The organism is Arthrobacter sp. NyZ413 (assembly GCF_049390645.1).
Taxonomy (GTDB): Bacteria; Actinomycetota; Actinomycetes; order Actinomycetales; family Micrococcaceae; genus Arthrobacter.
On the sequence record NZ_CP155434.1, the window covers coordinates 3,718,340 to 3,736,071 of the forward strand.

At 65.4% G+C, this 17,732-nt stretch carries 13 protein-coding genes; 3 read left to right on the forward strand and 10 right to left on the reverse strand.

What is annotated here, in order from left to right:
- Positions 1 to 2: 2 nt before the first annotated feature.
- The 4 genes from ABCW42_RS17360 to ABCW42_RS17375 form a co-directional block, all read right to left on the reverse strand.
- Entirely contained in the window at positions 3 to 1,016 is a 1,014-nt protein-coding gene (locus ABCW42_RS17360; RefSeq protein WP_423182350.1) for an endonuclease domain-containing protein, read from the reverse strand.
- A gap of 133 nt (positions 1,017 to 1,149) precedes the next feature.
- Entirely contained in the window at positions 1,150 to 1,914 is a 765-nt protein-coding gene (locus ABCW42_RS17365) for an SDR family oxidoreductase (protein WP_423182351.1), read from the reverse strand.
- Between the two features lie 16 nt (positions 1,915 to 1,930).
- The gene (locus ABCW42_RS17370; protein WP_423182352.1) at positions 1,931 to 2,686 is read right to left on the reverse strand and encodes an aspartate/glutamate racemase family protein; all 756 of its coding nucleotides are present in this window, start codon (positions 2,684 to 2,686) and stop codon (positions 1,931 to 1,933) included.
- Between the two features lie 86 nt (positions 2,687 to 2,772).
- Positions 2,773 to 4,341 carry an NCS1 family nucleobase:cation symporter-1 gene (locus tag ABCW42_RS17375; protein ID WP_423182353.1) on the reverse strand — a complete coding sequence of 523 codons (1,569 nt, stop codon included), beginning with the start codon at positions 4,339 to 4,341 and terminating at the stop codon, positions 2,773 to 2,775.
- Between the two features lie 350 nt (positions 4,342 to 4,691).
- On the opposite strand from ABCW42_RS17375, the gene aceE reads away from it, so the two are divergent.
- Complete coding sequence (aceE, locus tag ABCW42_RS17380) at positions 4,692 to 7,439, forward strand: pyruvate dehydrogenase (acetyl-transferring), homodimeric type (RefSeq protein ID WP_423182354.1); 2,748 nt, start codon at positions 4,692 to 4,694, stop codon at positions 7,437 to 7,439.
- A 70-nt stretch (positions 7,440 to 7,509) separates the two neighbouring features.
- Here aceE and ABCW42_RS17385 read toward each other — a convergent pair whose 3' ends face one another.
- Positions 7,510 to 7,707 carry a YegP family protein gene (locus ABCW42_RS17385; protein ID WP_423182355.1) on the reverse strand — a complete coding sequence of 66 codons (198 nt, stop codon included), beginning with the start codon at positions 7,705 to 7,707 and terminating at the stop codon, positions 7,510 to 7,512.
- Between the two features lie 198 nt (positions 7,708 to 7,905).
- Here ABCW42_RS17385 and nboR point away from each other — a divergent pair, with 198 nt between their 5' ends.
- Positions 7,906 to 8,583 (forward strand): nicotine blue oxidoreductase, encoded by a 678-nt coding sequence (nboR, locus tag ABCW42_RS17390; RefSeq protein WP_423182356.1) that lies wholly within the window; start codon positions 7,906 to 7,908, stop codon positions 8,581 to 8,583.
- Here nboR and ABCW42_RS17395 read toward each other — a convergent pair.
- The 5 genes from ABCW42_RS17395 to ABCW42_RS17415 form a co-directional block, all read right to left on the reverse strand.
- The gene (locus ABCW42_RS17395; RefSeq protein ID WP_423182357.1) at positions 8,580 to 11,381 is read right to left on the reverse strand and encodes a molybdopterin-dependent oxidoreductase; all 2,802 of its coding nucleotides are present in this window, start codon (positions 11,379 to 11,381) and stop codon (positions 8,580 to 8,582) included. The two genes, nboR and ABCW42_RS17395, sit on opposite strands and share 4 nt — an antisense overlap.
- Positions 11,371 to 12,333, reverse strand: coding sequence for an FAD binding domain-containing protein (locus ABCW42_RS17400; protein WP_423182358.1), 963 nt, complete (start codon positions 12,331 to 12,333; stop codon positions 11,371 to 11,373). Before ABCW42_RS17400 ends, ABCW42_RS17395 begins: the two co-directional genes overlap by 11 nt.
- Positions 12,324 to 13,541 (reverse strand): XdhC family protein, encoded by a 1,218-nt coding sequence (locus ABCW42_RS17405; protein WP_423182359.1) that lies wholly within the window; start codon positions 13,539 to 13,541, stop codon positions 12,324 to 12,326. Before ABCW42_RS17405 ends, ABCW42_RS17400 begins: the two co-directional genes overlap by 10 nt.
- Positions 13,542 to 13,858: 317 nt before the next feature.
- Entirely contained in the window at positions 13,859 to 15,439 is a 1,581-nt protein-coding gene (locus ABCW42_RS17410; RefSeq protein WP_423182360.1) for an NCS2 family permease, read from the reverse strand.
- Positions 15,440 to 15,445: 6 nt separating this feature from the next.
- Positions 15,446 to 15,940 carry a nucleoside deaminase gene (locus ABCW42_RS17415; RefSeq protein WP_133203680.1) on the reverse strand — a complete coding sequence of 165 codons (495 nt, stop codon included), beginning with the start codon at positions 15,938 to 15,940 and terminating at the stop codon, positions 15,446 to 15,448.
- Positions 15,941 to 16,329: 389 nt separating this feature from the next.
- On the opposite strand from ABCW42_RS17415, the gene ABCW42_RS17420 reads away from it, so the two are divergent.
- A complete protein-coding gene (locus tag ABCW42_RS17420; protein WP_423182361.1) occupies positions 16,330 to 17,730 on the forward strand; it encodes an 8-oxoguanine deaminase in 1,401 nt (466 codons plus the stop codon).
- The last annotated feature ends 2 nt before the right edge of the window (positions 17,731 to 17,732 follow it).

Sequence of the window (17,732 nt, forward strand, 5' to 3'; positions counted from 1 at the left end):
ACTCAACGGGACCAACCCGCCTTCCGCAGCGCCAGGGCGACGCGCGACACCACCCACACCGGACCACGCTGCATATCGACTTTGTTGATTTTCACCTGACGCCAGCCGGCCTCCGCGACGCGCTGGTCCCGATAGGCATCCAGTGCTTGTTGCTCGGGCGACAAATGGTGGGGGCCTTCGTATTCCAAGCACGTCCGGTACTCGGGACACCCGAGGTCGGTCCAGACAGGACGGCCAAGGATGTCCAATACGGGATAGTTCGGCGTGAACTCCGGCAAGCCTGCGTCGTCGAGCAGAAGCCTAAGTTCGGTCTCGGGCGGGGAATCCACGCCAACGCGCAAAAAATCGATGGCGATCCTTGCCTTCCGTACTCCGTGGACGCCGTTGGCTTTCTCGACGAACTCCTGCAGTTCCGCGAGACTCACCAAAGGAATCCTGGGCGGTCCGAAGGTACGTTCGTGCTCGCTGACAATCGCATCCCCGGCCACGATCAGGTCATTCATCGGCAGCATGGTGGCGAGGTCCACCCACGTTCGCGCCGGGGACGTCAAGACGACTCCGTGCCTCTCCACCAAGTCGCCGTCGCGAATCTTGAGCCGGTGCCCTGCCACGCCCCTGCGCCGCGGCAGGGAAGCGTGGCGCGCCCGCGAAAGGTGCAGGAAGCGCCCGGGCTCGCGAAAGTGGGCACCGCTTTTGGGTCCCCACGGAACAGGTTCGACGAGCGCGGTCACCGGCCCGCCGTCGTCGGGCTTGAACTGCGCCCAAGGCGGCAGGGGGATGCCAAGTATCTCGGCAGAACTCACGTGGCTGAAGAAGTCGCCGTCGTGCAGGGCCAAGTGGGGGCGGGCCAGGTCCAGGATCGACTGCACGCTACCAATCGGAACCCGGAGGCCCCGGCTCGGGCACAGGAGGTCCGCCGCCAACAACCGCTTGGAGGGCACTCCGAGCCCCAGGGCGGCCTCCACGCTGAACGCGCGACGGGACATTTCGCCGGGGAGTTCGGACAATTTGCGCATGCCCTATTGAGGCATAAATCGGCCCGCAGAAATCCGTTATCCACAGGCCAGCCCGGCAACCGGCGAGTTTGTGTACACCTGACACCCTTTAAGAGGTGTTTTAGGGGGTGTTAGGTGTACACAAACTCCGGGGTTAGCCGCGCCCGACGAAAGGCATTCCCGCGGCGGTGACCACCACGGAACCGACGTTGGCCGAAGCCGGCATGTTGGCCATCATAAGGACTGCCCGGGCCGCGTCCTGCACGGGGAACATCGGCTCGACGCGCCTGCTGCCGTCGGCCTGGAGCGCCCCGGAACCGACGCCGATGGTGTCCATGATCTCGGTCCGGGTGTTGCCGATGTCGATCTGGCCGCAGGTGATCCCATAGGGGCGCCCGTCAAGCTCAATGCTCTTGGTGAGTCCGCTCATCGCGTGCTTGCTGACGGTGTACGCGACGGACAGCGGCCGCGGCGAATGGGCCGAAATGGAGCCGTTGTTGATGATGCGCCCGCCTTGCGGCTCCTGCGCCTTCATGGTCCGCACGGCCTCGGCGGCGCACAGCATGGAACCTGTGACGTTGACCGCGAGGGTAGCGTTCCAATCGTCCACGCCGATCTCGTCCACCGCGCCCGACGGGCCGAAAATGCCGGCGTTGTTGAACAGCACGTCCACCCTCCCCCAGCGCTCGCGGGCAGCGGCGAAAAGGCGCTCGACGTCGTCGGGCACTGTCACGTCGCACGGCACCACGAGCGCCTCGGAGTGGCCGTCGGCGGTTTCCGTGAGCTGCGCCTCGCGGCGTCCCGCGAGGGCCACCCGGTACCCCTCGGACAGCAGGAGCCGGGCAACCGCCCGCCCGATGCCGGAACCGGCTCCGGTGACGACGGCGACCCGGGGCTGGGCGGGACTGGTTTCGCTCACGCGGTACTCCTGGAGGTTAGTGTGCGGCGGGCGCTTCGGCGGCGGCGTCCGTGATGTTCAGGGGCCAGCCTATGACGGTTTTGGGGCGCGGCGCGGCGTAAGTGCGGACCTTCGACGTCGAAAGCCCGAGGCGGACCAACGACTCGGCGATGGTCACCGCGGCGGCTACGCCGTCCACCACCGGAACACCGCAACGCTGGCGGATCTGCTCGTCGAGCCCGGCCATGCCGCCGCAACCGAGGACAATCACTTCGGCTTTGTCGTCCCGCACTGCCCGCTCGGCCTGCTCGACAATCGCTTCCACTGCCCGCTCCGGGTATTCCTCGAGTTCCAGCACGGCCATGCCGCTCGCCCGGACTGACGCGCAACGGGCCTCGAGGCCGGCAAGCTTGAGGCGGTCCTCGATGAGCGGAACCGCGCGGTCCAGGGTGGTGACAACCGAATATTTGTGGCCAAGGAACATCGCGGTGCTGGCGGCTGCTTCGGTGATGTCCACGACCGGTACATCGAGGAGTTCCTGGAGTCCTTCGCGGCCGTGTTCGCCGTAGCCGGCCTGGATGACGGCGTCGAACGGTTCGGGGTAGTTGACTACCTTGTCCATCACCGCGATGGCGGCGAGGTAGCTTTCGAAGTTCCCTTCGCAGGAGTCCGCGCCGAAGCGTGGCGTGATGCCGACGATCTCGGTGCCGGGAGCGGCGGCCGCCCGCGCCTGCGCTGCGATCGAGTCCGTCATGGTCTGGGTGGTGTTGACGTTTGCGACGAGGATTCGCATGGTTTTCCTTCCGGGGCTGCCAGCGCGCGCCCCCTGTCGAAGGCGCGCGCTGGCTCTTGTTGCTGGTTGTCGCTGGGGTTCTGCTGTCAGTGGTTGCTGACGACGGCGATCGGCTCGCCGGAGACGTCCTGGTGCTGCTGCTTCTTGTCCGCCATGAAGTAGTAGCAGAGGGCTCCGATGCCGGCACCGAAGAACCAGGCGAAGGGGGCGATCACTTCGAGGGCGGGAATGAAGGCGATGAGGATCGCGACGGTGGCTGCCGGAATCATTGCCGTGATGGCCCGCGGGTTCACGCCACGCTTGTAGAAGTAGGTTCCGGTCGGGGTGTCCGTGTAGAGGTCAAGGACGTTGACCTTACCGCGGCGGATCAACCAGTAGTCGGCCATGACGACGCCGAACAGCGGCCCGAGCAGCGCACCGAGTCCACCGAGGAAGTAAACGATGACCACGGGGTTGTTGTAGAGGTTCCACGGCAGGATGATGAGGCCGATGGTTCCGCTGACCCAGGCTGCCCGGCGGAAGTTCAGGTGCTTCGGGAAGAGGTTGGTCAGGGCGTACACCGGTGCCACGAAGTTGGCCATGAGGTTCACCGCGATGGTCAGGATCAGCAGCGCGAGGCAAGCCAGGACCAGGAAGAGCGTGTTGGGAATGCTCTGGACGATGTCCGAGGGGCTCTCGATGATCCGGCCGTTGATCTTGTACTGGCCGCCGGCCATGATGACCACGATTGCGCCGAAGAGGAGCATGTTGATGGGAATGCCCCAGAAGTTGCCGCGGACAATCGACTTCTTGGAGACCGAAGAACGGGTGAAGTCGCAGAAGTTCAGGACGAACGTGCCGTAGATGGAAACCCACAGGGCTCCGCCGGCGAAGATCGTGCGCCACATCTCGCCGCCTTCGAGGCCCTTGATGCCGGACCACTGGATGGCTCCGCCGGCTTCCACGAAGACCCAAATGGCGATTGCGAGCATGGTGGCGAGGATGATGGGGCCGGCGAAGGCCTCATACTTGCGGATCATCTCCATGCCGAAGCTGACAATGACGAGCTGCACGATCCAGAGCGAAACGAACGCGATCCAGCCCAGCGTGGACAGGCCGAGGATGGAGTTGGAATCCAGGTCTTTGAGTCCCGGGAACATCGCGACGACCATGACCCGGAGTACCACCGAGGCGAGGTAGGTTTGGATCCCGAACCAGGCGACGGCCACGGCTCCACGGATCAAGCTGGCCAGCTGGGCTCCCCTGATGCCGAAGCTGATCCTGCTCATGACGGGGAACGGGACGCCCGTCTTTTGGCCCATGAAGCCGGAGAACGTCAGGAGGGTGAAAAGCAGGACGGCGCCGATTCCCAAGGCGACGAGGATTTGCCAGCCGCCGAGTCCAAGGGAGAAGAGGCCGATGGCGAAAGCATAGTTACCCAGGCTGTGGACGTCATTGGCCCAGAGGGTGAAGATGCTGTAGCTCGTCCAGCGCCGCCCTTCCTTCTTGGTGGGAGCGAGGTCGAGGTTGTAGAGGGTGGGGCTGATGGTGCGGCCTGCCGAAGCGGACGCTACCTCACAGAGGACTTCGTTTCCTGCTGCGGGATGTAGCGAACTTTCAGTGAGCGAGGCCTGCTCCGGAGTCGATGTGACGCCGACCGGGGAAGTCGATTGCATCGTGGATCTCCACTTCTTTGTGGTGCTGCAACTAGGTTCCGGGACGCTTTGGGAGAGTTTTTCGCATCGTGGAATCTAGTTATTGAATAGTGAAATAACTGTATGAGCTAGGTCACCTCAGGTCAAGGGGTCGGGAGTGAAGGCTTCGGTCACAAACCACTCGGCAGGAGCTCTTCGGACTTCCGCAGCCTAGGCGCAGGGGCCTCGGATTGACGCCCGGCAGGCGTCTAGCTAATCTCGAATTACAGAATTTTATTCTCACACTACGAAATTTCTTGCTAGATTTTCTTGCCAAGTACAAGTGCGCACTACAGTGCAGCGCCCAGGCATTCAATGAAGAGAGGTTGGACGTGGCTGCAGGAGAAGAGACCTCACACATCCTTAGCGGGTTGACTTCCCAGTTGCCTGATCGTGATCCCCAGGAGACGGCCGAGTGGGTTGAGTCTTTGGATGCGTTGATCAGGGAGCAGGGTACGGAGCGGGCGCAGTTCATCATGCGCAGCCTGCTTCAGCGGGCGGGGTCCCAGTCGGTGGGGGTGCCGATGGTGACCACGACCGATTACGTGAACACGATCCCGGCGGACCAGGAGCCGGTGTTCCCGGGCAACGAGGAGTTCGAGCGCCGGTACCGGGCGTACATGCGCTGGAACGCCGCGGTCATGGTCCACCGGGCGCAGCGGGCCGATATCGGGGTGGGCGGGCATATTTCCACCTATGCCGGGGCCGCGACGTTGTACGAGGTCGGGTTCAATCATTTCTTCCGCGGCAAGGACCACCCCTCGGGCGGTGACCAGGTCTTCTTCCAGGGCCACGCGTCCCCGGGCATGTATGCCCGGGCGTTCATGGAAGGCCGCCTCACGGAGGAGGACCTGGACGGGTTCCGGCAGGAAAAGTCCAAGGCCGGCCATGCCCTGTCCTCCTACCCGCACCCGCGCCTGATGCCCGGGTTCTGGGAATTCCCGACCGTGTCGATGGGCATCGGCCCGATGAACGCGATCTACCAGGCCCAGTCCAACCGGTACCTGCACGGCCGGGGCATCAAGGACACCTCCGAACAGCAGGTCTGGGCGTTCCTGGGCGACGGGGAAATGGACGAGCCCGAGTCGAGGGGCCTGCTGCAGCTGGCAGCGAACGAGAACCTGGACAACCTGAACTTCGTGATCAACTGCAACCTCCAGCGCCTGGACGGTCCCGTGCGCGGGAACGGGAAGATCATGCAGGAACTCGAAGCGTTCTTCCGCGGCGCGGGCTGGAACGTGATCAAGGTCGTCTGGGGCCGGGAATGGGACGAACTGCTCGCCCGCGACACCGACGGCGCCCTGGTGAACATCATGAACGAAACCGTCGACGGGGACTACCAGACCTACAAGGCCGAGTCCGGCGGGTTCGTCCGCGAACACTTCTTCGGCAAGTCCCCGGCCACCAAGGACCTCGTCGCGGACCTCTCCGATGACCAGATCTGGAACCTCAAACGCGGCGGCCACGACTACCGCAAGGTCTACGCCGCGTACAAGGCCGCGACCGAATTCAAGGGCAAACCCACCGTGATCCTGGCCAAAACCGTCAAGGGCTACGGACTCGGACCCCACTTCGAGGGCCGCAACGCGACCCACCAGATGAAGAAACTGACCCTGGAGGACCTGAAGTCCTTCCGCGACCACCTGCGCATCCCCATCCCGGACGAAGCCCTGGAAAACGACCTCTACCGGCCCCCGTACTACCACCCCGGCACCGACGCCCCGGAAATCCGCTACATGCTCGACCGCCGCGCCGCCCTGGGCGGGTCCCTGCCCGAACGCCGCACCGCCCACACCCCGGTCACCCTGCCCGAGGACAAATCCTACGACGTCGCCAAACGCGGCTCCGGCAAACAAAAAGCCGCGACCACCATGGCCTTCGTCCGCCTCCTGAAAGACCTCATGCGGGACAAAAACTTCGGCCACCGCTTCGTGCCCGTCGTCCCGGACGAATCCCGCACCTTCGGCATGGACGCGTTCTTCCCCACCGCGAAAATCTACAACCCCAAAGGCCAGAACTACCTCTCCGTGGACCGCGACCTCGTCCTGGCCTACAAGGAATCACCCGCCGGCCAACTCATCCACCCCGGCATCAACGAAGCCGGCGCCGTGGCCGCGTTCACCGCCGCCGGAACCTCCTACGCCACCCACGGCGAACCCCTCTTGCCCATCTACGTCTTCTACTCCATGTTCGGCTTCCAACGCACCGGAGACTCCTTCTGGGCCGCCGCGGACCAAATGACCCGCGGCTTCATCATCGGCGCCACCGCAGGACGGACCACCCTCACCGGCGAAGGACTCCAACACGCCGACGGACACTCCCCCCTGCTCGCCTCCACCAACCCCGCCGTACGCACCTACGACCCCGCCTACGGCTACGAAATCGCCCACATCTTCCACGACGGCCTCAACAACATGTACGGACCGGACTCCCAAGACCGGAACCTGATGTACTACCTCACCGTCTACAACGAACCCATCACCCAACCCGCCGAACCAGCCAACCTCGACACCACCGGCATCATCAAAGGCATCTACAAACTCTCCGACGCCCCCGAACCCGGCACCAAACCCCGCGCCCAGATCCTCGCCTCCGGCGTCTCCGTCCCCTGGGCCCTCGAAGCCCAGCACATCCTCGACCAGGACTGGAACATCGCAGCCGACGTCTGGTCCGTGACCTCCTGGAACGAACTCCGACGCGACGGCCTCGCCGCCGAAGAACACCACTTCCTCAACCCCGGCGAACCCGCACCCACCCCCTTCATCACCCAACAACTCGCCGGAGCCCACGGCCCCGTCATCGCCGTCTCGGACTACATGAAAGCCGTCCCCGACCAAATCCGACAATTCATCCCCAACGACTTCGCCTCCCTCGGCGCCGACGGCTTCGGCTTCTCCGACACCCGCCAAGCCGCCCGACGCTACTTCAAAAACGACACCCACTCCATCGTCACCAAAACCCTCCAACTCCTCGCCCAACGCGGCGAAATCGATCCAGGCGCGCCCTTGTACGCGATTGACCGATACAAATTGTTGGATGTGACCGCCGGCACCACCGGTGGGGCAGGCGGCGAAAGCTAAGAAAAAAGTCGGCGGCAGTGCTCATGAGCACTGCCGCCGACTTTCTTTTGGCCCCTTGCGGGAAAAAATTCTATTGAGCTGCCCCTAAGGCCCGATGATCCACCACGAATCCCGTTGCTGCATTCTCCCTGACCGCCGATATTCCGGCCACCAAGGCCTGGATATCCGGGAACTTGGGCGACACTGCCACTACAGTTCCATCATCGGCCGTCAGCCTGAACCGGAAGGATCGTTCCCCTGCTGTCAAGATTTCAAAAATGCCAGACATAAACCCTCTTTCCACCGTGGATGCCACTCTGCATCCCCTCCGATGTCCTTGGACTCCGTGAAGTCCCTAAAGAGAATATCCGCCCGGGAAGCCTTCCAGAAGGCCTACCGGCGGGTAATTTAAACCTCTTTCGGTAGACCGAAATCCGCCGCCGACCTGCATGGAAACCTTGGAATAAACCGTAGAAAGGGTGAATAAATGGAAAACACGGTGATCGCACCTGTCACTGGCGTGCTTTTGGCCGCGGGTGCGGGCACTCGCCTTGGGCTGGGCCCGAAGGCACTCCTGCCCTTCCGCGGACGCACCTTGGTGGAAGTGCTCGCCAAGGAGTTGCTCGACGGCGGTTGCCGCGACGTGGTGGTGGTCCTCGGTGCCGATTCCGACGGCGTCCGACGCGCCACCGGGCTGGGTAACACAGGGCTGGATAACAGCCGGCAGGAGACCTGCCGCGTCATCGACAACCCGGACTGGTCCTCGGGCATGGGGTCGTCGTTCCGCGCCGGGCTTGCCGCGGCGGACCCCGGTCACCATGTGCTGGTGGCATTGGTGGACCAGCCCGGGCTCACCTCCGCCGTCGTTGCCCGGTTGCTGGCGGCGCACCGGCCGGGACGCGTGACGGCCGCCGGTTACGCGGAGCCGGCGCCCGGCACCGCACAAGTCGCGAGCATCGCGAGCATCGCGAGCCTTCGCCGCGGACACCCTTTGGTCATCGACTCCACCCTCCGCGCCGCGGCCGCGGGGACGGCGGAGGGCGACGCCGGAGCGCGCCGCTTCCTCAAGGCCCATCCGGAGCTCGTGGACCTGGTGGACTGCAGCGACCTCGCCGACGGGGCGGACCTGGACACCAAGGACCAGCTCCACCTCCTCAGCGACTAGCTGCGGGCCAGCTCAGCGGCAGGAGCGCTTGGCGCGGCGGCATCCTTGAGCCCAAGGTAGATCTTGTCCCTCGAGATCGGCAATGATGTGAACCTGACTCCGGTGGCGTTCCGGATGGCGTTCGCCAACGCGGGCGCCACGGGGTTGAACGGGCTTTCGCTCATGGATTTGGCCCCCAACGGACCCATTTCGTCGTTGGTTGCCGCAAAGTAGACCTCGCTGCGTGGCACGTCCGCGAAGGACGGAATGTGGTACTGGCGCAGGATGTCGGTGGTGACGCGTCCGGCGTCGTTCACGCGGACTTCTTCGTACAGGGCGACGCCCAGCGCCTGGGCAATCCCGCCTTCCACCTGGCCACGGCATTGCCGCGGATTGACCACCACGCCGGCGTCCGCCGCCTGCACGCTTTGCAGGATCCGCAGCTCGCCGGTACCGGTGTTCACGGCGACCCGGAATCCGTGGACGTTGAACGCGACCGAGCGCGGTGTTCCGCCCCAGCGGCCCTCGGTGGCGAGTTCCACGCCCTGCTGCCGCGCGGCGTCGTACACTTCCGCGAACGGAACCACCCTGTCACCGCAACGCACCGCGCCGTCCTCAAGGACACATCCCGGAACGCCGGTGAGCGAGGCGGCAACAGCGCGGATGCGCAGGGCGAGCTCCTGGGCCGCGAGGAGGGTTGCCTGGCCCGCAACAACAGTTCCCGCCGAGCCAAAGGCGCCGGTATCGTGCTCAACGAGGTCGGTATCGGACTGCCGCACCGCCACGTTCGACGCCGTCGTGGACAACGCCGTCGCGGCCAGCTGGGCGTGGACGGTGGTGGTGCCGTTTCCGAATTCGGCGGTCCCGACGGCGGCATCGAACGTTCCGTCCGGAAGGAGCCTCAGGCGTGTGTGGGCGTAGTGGCCGCGGGGCGGGACGGTGTCGATCATCGACAGGGCAGCACCCTCACCGGTGACCCAGCCCGGGCCCAACTCGTCCAGCCCGGCGTCCCGGTAGCGCTGGGCACCCCGTTCCAAGGCATCCCGGACCAAAGCCACGCACTGGTCCAGGCCGTAGCTCCCGTAGAAGACGTCCTCCTCGGGTTCCGGATTCGTCGAGAGCATGTGGTCTCCCGGCCTGACCATGTTCTTGAGACGGAATTCCAAGGGATCCATGCCGATACCCACCGCGAGTTCATCCATGGCGGATTCGATCGCGAAGATCATTTGGCTCAAACCGTAGCCGCGGAAGGCGCCCGCGGGAATGGTGTTGGTGTAGACGGCCTGGGCGTCCACTTTCTTGTTGGCACAGTTGTAAACCGCCAACGATTCGCCGCAACCGTGGAACATCACCCCGGGTGCGTGGTTTCCGTAGGCGCCCGTGTTCGTGACGACGTCCAGTTGCAACGCTGTGAGGTGCCCGTCCCGGCTTGCGCCGGCCTTGACGTTGATGGTGAACGGGTGCCTCGTGGTGGTGGCGGTGAATTGTTCCGTCCGGGTGAATTCGAGCTGTACGGGCCGCCGCAAGGCCAAGGCTGCCATGGCCACGAGGTCCTCGGTCAGCACTTCCTGCTTGCCGCCGAAGCCGCCGCCTACCCGCCCGGCCACCACGCGGACGCGATCTTCGGGGAGGTCGAAAATACGCGCCAGGGAACGTCGCGCAAGGAAAGGCACTTGGGTTGACGAGCGCACCACCAAGCGGTCCTCCCCCGGCGTTTCGGTGGGTTCGAGCCAAGCGATGGACGCATGGGTTTCCATCGCGACGTGCTGCACGCGCTGGGTCTGGTAAGTGTTCTCATGGATGAAATCGGCGGACGCGAAACCGGCGTCGACGTCTCCGAGCTCGGAATGGACCTCCGCCACGACGTTGCTGAACGGCCGGGAAATCCGCGCAGTCTCGCCGTCCTTGTCGCCGTGGATCGCCGGCGCGCCCGGGAGCAAGGCCTCGTGCGGGGAAAAAACGGCGTCGAGGATTTCATATTCCACCTTGAGGGCGCGCGCTCCTGCTTCCGCGGCACCCACCGATTCGGCAACGACGGCGGCAACCCGCTGCCCGATGAACCTCACTACGTCGTCGAGGACCCTGGTGTCGTCGGGATCGTCGGTGTAAAGCTCGTGCTGGGCGGTCGAGAACAACTGCGCCGGTGCGTCTTCGTCCGTGAAGACAGCCACGACCCCCGGTATGCGGAGGGCCGCCGTCGTATCTATCGAGACGATCCGGGCGTGCGCGTGCGGCGAGCGCAGCAGCTTGAGGTGCAGGAGTCCGGGGAGTTGTTCCGCGGGGACGTCGAGCGTGTAGCGGGCGGTTCCCGTGACGACGGCGCGGCCCGCGGGCGCGGGGACGTCGTCACCGAGCCGGCCCGCACCGGCGTCGTGCGCTTTGTGTCCGTCAGCGCCGGTTCCGCAGACGGCCTCCGCGATGGAGCGGTAGCCGGTGCAGCGGCACAGGTTTCCCTTGAGGTTGCGGGGAAGGTTGGCCTTTTGTTCGTCGTCGAAAGTTGCCGCGGTCATCATCATTCCGGCAGTGCAGAACCCGCATTGGAAGCCTTGGTGCTCCAGGAATTGCTGCTGAACGGGGTGGAGTTCGTCGCCGTTCGCCAGGCCCTCCACGGTGGTGACGGAGTGGCCTTCTGCGCGGACGGCTGGGTAGATGCAGCTGTGCACTGGGGTGCCGTCGACGTGGACGGTGCACGCGCCGCAGTCACCGCCGTCGCAGCCTTTCTTGACTCCGAAATTGCCTTGTTCGCGGAGGAACGTGCGCAGGCACTGGCCCGGCCGGGGTGTGGCCTCAGTGGCGGTTCCGTTGATTTCAATTGCCATTCGGGGCCCCCTTCTGGGTGGATGCGGGTTGCGTGGACGGTTGCGGCGAAGTGGCGTGGGGCGGCCAGAAGTCGCCTGAGACCGCGGGCGGCCGGGCGGGGTCGAGAAGTTCTGCGCGGATTTCCTCGGCGAGCCGGAACGTCATGTCGCGCCGCCATTCGGGCAGCCCGTGGATGTCGTCGTGGTACAGCTCGTCCGGGATGGAGAGCGCGACGGCGGCAGCCAGTTGGCCGGCGTCGGGCAGGTCAGCGGCGGCGAACCGGAGTTGGACGGGCCGCTTGGTGGCGGCGGTGACTGTGAGGACGAAGCCGCCGTCGGCGTCGAGCCTTCCGATGAGCAGGACGCCCGAGCGGCCGAGGTTGCTGAGCGAGAGCCGGCGGAAGGCGACCTTGGCGGAAAGGGACGACGCCGGCACGCGGACGCTGCGGAGGAGTTCACCGGGTGCCAGGCAGTTCCTTGCTTCGCCGGTGATGAATTCGGTGACCGGAACGGTGCGGCTGCTGCCGTGCCGGCCGTGGATGGTGGCGATGGCGTCGAGGCCGGCACAGAGCGAGATGATGGGGCCGGCGGGGAGGGAAGTGCAGAGGTTGCCGCCAACAGTGGACATGTTCCACACCTTGAAGGAGGCCACGAAAGAGTCGCAGCACGGACGGAACAGGTCCAGGCCCGGCCAGTCACGCCGCGCCACAGCATCCGAAACAGCGTCGGAATCCGGAAGCGCGTAGAGTTCCGCGATGGTGCAGGTGGCGCCTATCCCGATGCCTTCGTTCGTCACGGTGATCGCTGGCCAGCCGGCCTGGCCCAGGTCAAGCAGGCGCTTCAGCGGCTCTTCGGTCCCCACGGGACTTCCGTAGGAGAACAAGACCGTTCCGCCGGCCAGCCACGCGTCGCCGGGACGCCATTGCGTGGGATCCGTGGTGGGGACCACGGACTCGATGGTGTTCATGTCCATGGGAGCTCCTTGGCGTATGTGGGGTCAGGGGTGTGGTGAATGGGTCCGGTGCCGTCCTTGAGCGAGCCCCAGCCAGTGGCCGGGCGGGGCGTACGGCCGGTGGCGGGGCGGGGAGCGCGGGAGGCGAGGATCTCGGCGGTGATCGAAACGGCCACTTCGGCGGGGGTGACCGCGCCCAGATCCAGGCCAATGGGCGAATGCAGCCGTTCGAGGGCCTCGACGGGAGTACCGCATGCCAAGAGCGCATCGACCCTTTGGCGGTGGCTGCGCCTCGAACCCATCGCGCCAACGTAGGCGAGACCGAGGCCCAGGGCGGTTTCGAGCAGGGGGATATCGAACTTGGGGTCGTGCGTCATGACGCACACCACGGTGCGGGAATCGATGCGCCCTGCAGCGGCCTCGCCAGCGAGGTAGCGGTGCGGCCACTCGGTGGCGAGCCGGTCGGCGGCAAGGAAGCGTCCTTGGCTTGAAAACGCCGGGCGCGCATCGCACAGGGTGACGTCGTAGCCCAGGAGCTTTCCGGCTGGCAGCAACGCGGCGCCGAAGTCGTTGGCGCCGAAGATCAGCATGCGCGGAGCGGGCAGGCGGCTTTCCACAAAAAGCGTGATGGGTTCGGTTTGGGTCGCTCCACTGCAGCCGTCTGCCGGCGCAAGTCGGAGAAGGCCCGCGCGCCCTCCGCGCAGCAAGGGATCGAGTTGGGCCGCGGCGGCGCGGATCACGTCCGCGTCCTCGCCGAGGAGGATGGAAAGCTCCCGCGAACCCTCGGCGGAAAACGACGCCGGATCGGGAACCACCATGGTGCCGCCGCCGGCGTCGAGCCTGCGGATAAGCGCCATGGAGGACAGTTCTCCCCCGGCTGCGGCGCGCAGTACGGCGAGGTCCAGGCCGGTGGCGCTTGTGGGTTCGATGTGCACTTCCAGCTCGCCGCCGCACGTGAGCCCGACGGCGAACGCGTCCTCGGCGCTGTAGCCGAACGACTCAAGGCGACTGCCGCCGTCGCGCATTGCCTCCAGCGCCGCCTCCACGACGGCACCTTCGACGCATCCTCCGGAGAGGCTGCCGAGGACGTCGCCGTGCTCGGAGACGAGCATTGACGTGCCGAGGGGCCGGGGCACGGAACCGCCAGCCGCCACGATGGTGGCCACGGCACAGCGCTGGCCGGAGACCGCGGGCCGCCAACTGCCCAGCGAAGGCATCAAATCCAGCATGGCCACACTCCCTGTAGCGAGGTCCCGGAGCGGAAACCGTTCCGGGGCAGTGTGCGATCTTGCCTCATATTCTCATTCCTTGCGTCAATGCGGGGAAGCTTCACCTTCCGGGCTTGGTGGCCCGGAGAGGACCGGGGCGGTCTCTCCTCCGCCCCGGTCCCTGACGGCGCGGCCGCGCGTCGCCGCCGCCCGCCGTCGTCGTCCCCCTGAAAGTGAGGGCTCGACGACGGCGGACGCCTATTCATTGCGGTGACGCGGGGCCGGACCGCCGTCTCGTGCCGGTCTGATATTGGCCGGCTGGCCTCCGCTACGTTCCGTCAGGCTCCCAGGAGCGCGCTGATCGGTCCGCGGGCGAAGTAGACCAGGAAGCCCGCGGTCACCACCCACATGAGCGGATGGACCTTCTTGGCCTTGCCCGATGCCGCGCTGATGACGGACCAAGTGATGAACCCGACGCCGATTCCGTTCGCGATGGAGTACGTCAGCGGCATCGTGACGATGGTCAGGAAGGCCGGCAGGGCCACGGAGAACTTGGAGAACTTGATCTCCCGGATCTGGGCCATCATCATGGCACCGACAACCACCAGGGCGGCCGCGGCAACTTCCAACGGGACAACGCTGGTGAGCGGTGTCAGGAACATCGAACCGAGGAACAGCAAGCCCGTGACCACCGATGCCAGGCCGGTGCGGGCGCCTTCGCCGATCCCGGCCGCCGAGTCGATGTACACCGTGTTGGACGAACCGGACGTGGCTCCGCCCGCTACCGCGCCGAGGCCTTCCACGATGAAGGCCGACTTCAGCTTGGGGAATGTGCCGTCCTTATGCGCTACTCCAGCGCTCTTGGCCAGGCCCGTCATGGTGCCCATGGCGTCGAAGAAGTTGGTGAACACCAGGGTGAACACCAGCATGGTGGCCGCCAGGCCGCCGATCCGGGAGAACGAGCCGAAGAGGTCGAAGTGGCCAACCAGGCTCAAGTCCGGAGCGGAAACCAACTGGCCGGACAGGACCGGGGTGTTGAGGTGCCAGCCACCGGGGTTGGCGTCGCTACCCGGCCCGATGTGCATGACGGCCTCGACGACGGCGGCGAGGACCGTGGTGGCGACGATTCCGATCAGGAGGCCGCCTTGGATCTTGCGGGCCACGAGGATTCCCATGACCAGCAGACCGACGATGAAGACGAGGGTGGGGATGGAAGTGATGGAACCGTCCGTGCCGAGCTGTACCGGCGGACCGCCTTTTGTGGGGCGGACGAAACCGGAGTCGACGAAGCCGATGAAGGCGATGAACAGGCCGATGCCAACGGTGATGGCGGCCTTGAGTTCCTTGGGGACTGCCTTGAAGATCGCTGTCCGGGCACCTGTGGCACCGAACAGGACGATCAGGATGCCGTTGATGACCACAAGGCCCATGGCTTCAGGCCAGGTGACTTCATGGATGACGGCCACGGCCAGGAACGAGTTGATGCCCAGGCCCGCCGCGATCCCGAACGGCAGGTTCGCGATGAGGCCGAAAAGGATCGTCATGACGCCGGCAGTCAGGCCGGTGACGGCACCCACCTGCGCTGCCGGCAACCATCCGCCCGCGACGTCCGTGGGAGCGTTCCGGGCCGAGAATCCGCCCAGGATCAAGGGGTTGAGGACCACGATGTAAGCCATCGTGAAGAACGTGACAATGCCGCCGCGGAATTCGCGGGCCAGCGTGGAGCCACGCTTGCTGATCTGGAAGAAACGATCCAGGAAGGAGTCCGACGCCGGGGGCTTGGGGCCGCTGCCCCGCGTGGCCAGTCCGGTTGCCGCGTGCTTTTCGCGTGCCACAGTCTGCCCTGCGCCGGAGGACGCAGCCTGCTTTTCAGTGGCCGTCTGCATTTCTGCTGGGTCCAGGATTGTCATTTCAGCCACCCGGCCCTAGTAGTCAATCCTGGAGTCGAGCGTGTTCCAGGTGTTGAACGGTTGCAGGATGGCCGGAGCCTGGGGATCGCCCAGTTCAAGCTTCTTGACCGGCATGAGCTTGTCCCGGTCGGCGTTCTCGAAGTACTCGTAAAAGACGGCGTCGTCGAAGCCGACGGATGCGGCGTCGTGCCGGTCCGCGGCGAAGACCACGTTGCTGATGCGGGCCCAGAGGGCTGAGGCCAGGCACATGGGGCATGGCTCGCAGCTTGTGTAGAGGGTGGCTCCGCTCAGGTCGAAGGTGCCGAGCTCGCGGCACGCGTTGCGGATGGCTGTGACTTCGGCGTGCGCCGTGGGGTCGTTGCTCGCGGTGACCCGGTTGACGCCTTCGAAGGCCTGACCGTCCGCGGTGACAATAACGGCGCCGAACGGCCCGCCGCTGTTGAGGACATTGGCTGTTGCCAGCTCAATGGAGGTGGCCAAGAAGTGTTCGGCCGTGACGGTGGTACTCATGTGCGACTTCCTTAGTGCTGAGGAAGCCTGGGCCCAGGGGCATCTGAACACGGCAGACGGGTGCTGCGGTTACCAGGCTTCAGCATGTGCTTTTGAAGGTTTCGCCTGGTAGATAGCTTCCCGGAGTCCGGGTGCCCGCCTTTGGCAGAATGAGATTAGCACCGAGCGTGTGAGCCGCGCCATAGTTTCCGGAAAAAAAGTTTCGAGATGCGAAAACTTATTCTCATTAGCGGCTCGGGACGGGCCTCTGCCGGTCACATTGACCCGATTCCACCCGACGCTTACGCTGGGTCCACCGGCGCACATGAGCAAGCCGGAAAACCTGGATCAGCAGACAGGACCTCACTGAGCTGGAAAGCACCAACAACGCCGACCAGACAAGGAATCCAGTGTCTCCTCAATCAGAATCCCGGTTCCCCCTTTCCTCCGGGCCAGCACCCTTAAGGCTTTGGATCAAGAATCCCCTCGCGGTATTCACCGCGAACGGCCTCGACGCCCGCGGCGGAATCGTCATCAGCGGAACAACGATTTCCGAGCTTGTCCCGGCGGGCGGGCGGCCTTCAGCTCCGTGCGACCAGACGTTCGACGCCGGCCGCCACGTCCTCCTTCCCGGGCTCATCAACACGCACCACCACTTCTACCAAACGCTGACCCGTGCGTGGGGGCCCGTGGCGAACGCTCCGCTCTTCCCCTGGCTGCAAAACCTCTACCCCGTGTGGGCGCGGCTGACTCCGGACAGCCTGGAACTCGCGGTCAAGGTTGCCCTTGCGGAACTGCTCCTCTCCGGCTGCACCACGGCAGCCGACCACCACTACCTCTTCCCCGCGGGACTTGAGGACGCGATCGATCTTGAGGTCGGCGTCGTCCGCGAACTCGGGATGCGTGCCACGCTCACCAGGGGGTCCATGTGCTTGGGCGAGGACGACGGCGGCCTGCCGCCGCGTTCAACCGTGCAGCGCCCCGAGGTGATCCTCGCGGACAGCGAACGCCTGATCGGCAAGTACCACGAAGCCGGCGACGGCGCGGTCATCCAGATAGCCCTGGCCCCGTGCTCGCCGTTCTCCGTGACGAAGGAAGTCATGGCGGAGAGCGCGGCCATGGCCGAACGGCTCGACGTCAGGCTCCACACCCACCTCGCCGAAACCATAGACGAAGAGAACTTCTGCCGCGAAAAGTTCGGACTGCGCACCGTGGACTACCTGGACAGCGTCGGCTGGCTCGGCAACCGCACCTGGCTGGGCCACGGCATCCATTTCGACGACGACGAGATCGCCAGGCTGGGTGCCGCGGGCACCGCCGTCGCGCACTGCCCGACGTCGAACATGAGGCTCGCGTCCGGAACGGCACGGGTGGTGGAACTTGAGGCAGCCGGGGTTCCTGTGGGGCTGGGCGTGGACGGTTCGGCGTCGAACGACGCCTCCAACATGATCCTGGAAGCACGGCAGGCGCTCTACCTCCAGCGCTTGCGCTACGGCGCCGACCTCCCGGTGGAACGCGCGCTCGGTTGGGCGACCCGGGGATCCGCGGCGGCGCTCGGCCGGACGGACATCGGCCAATTGGCGCCCGGAATGCAAGCGGACCTGGCCATGTTCACGCTCGATGAGCTCCGCTTCTCCGGCAGCCACGATCCCGTTGCGGCCCTCTTGCTGTGCGCCGCGGACAGGGCAGACCGGGTGATGGTGGGCGGGCAATGGCGCGTGGTGGACGGGCAGATTCCCGGACTTGACGTACGGGAACTCATTGCCGAACATTCAGGCGCCGCACAGAAAATCGTCAGGGGAACGGAGTAGCC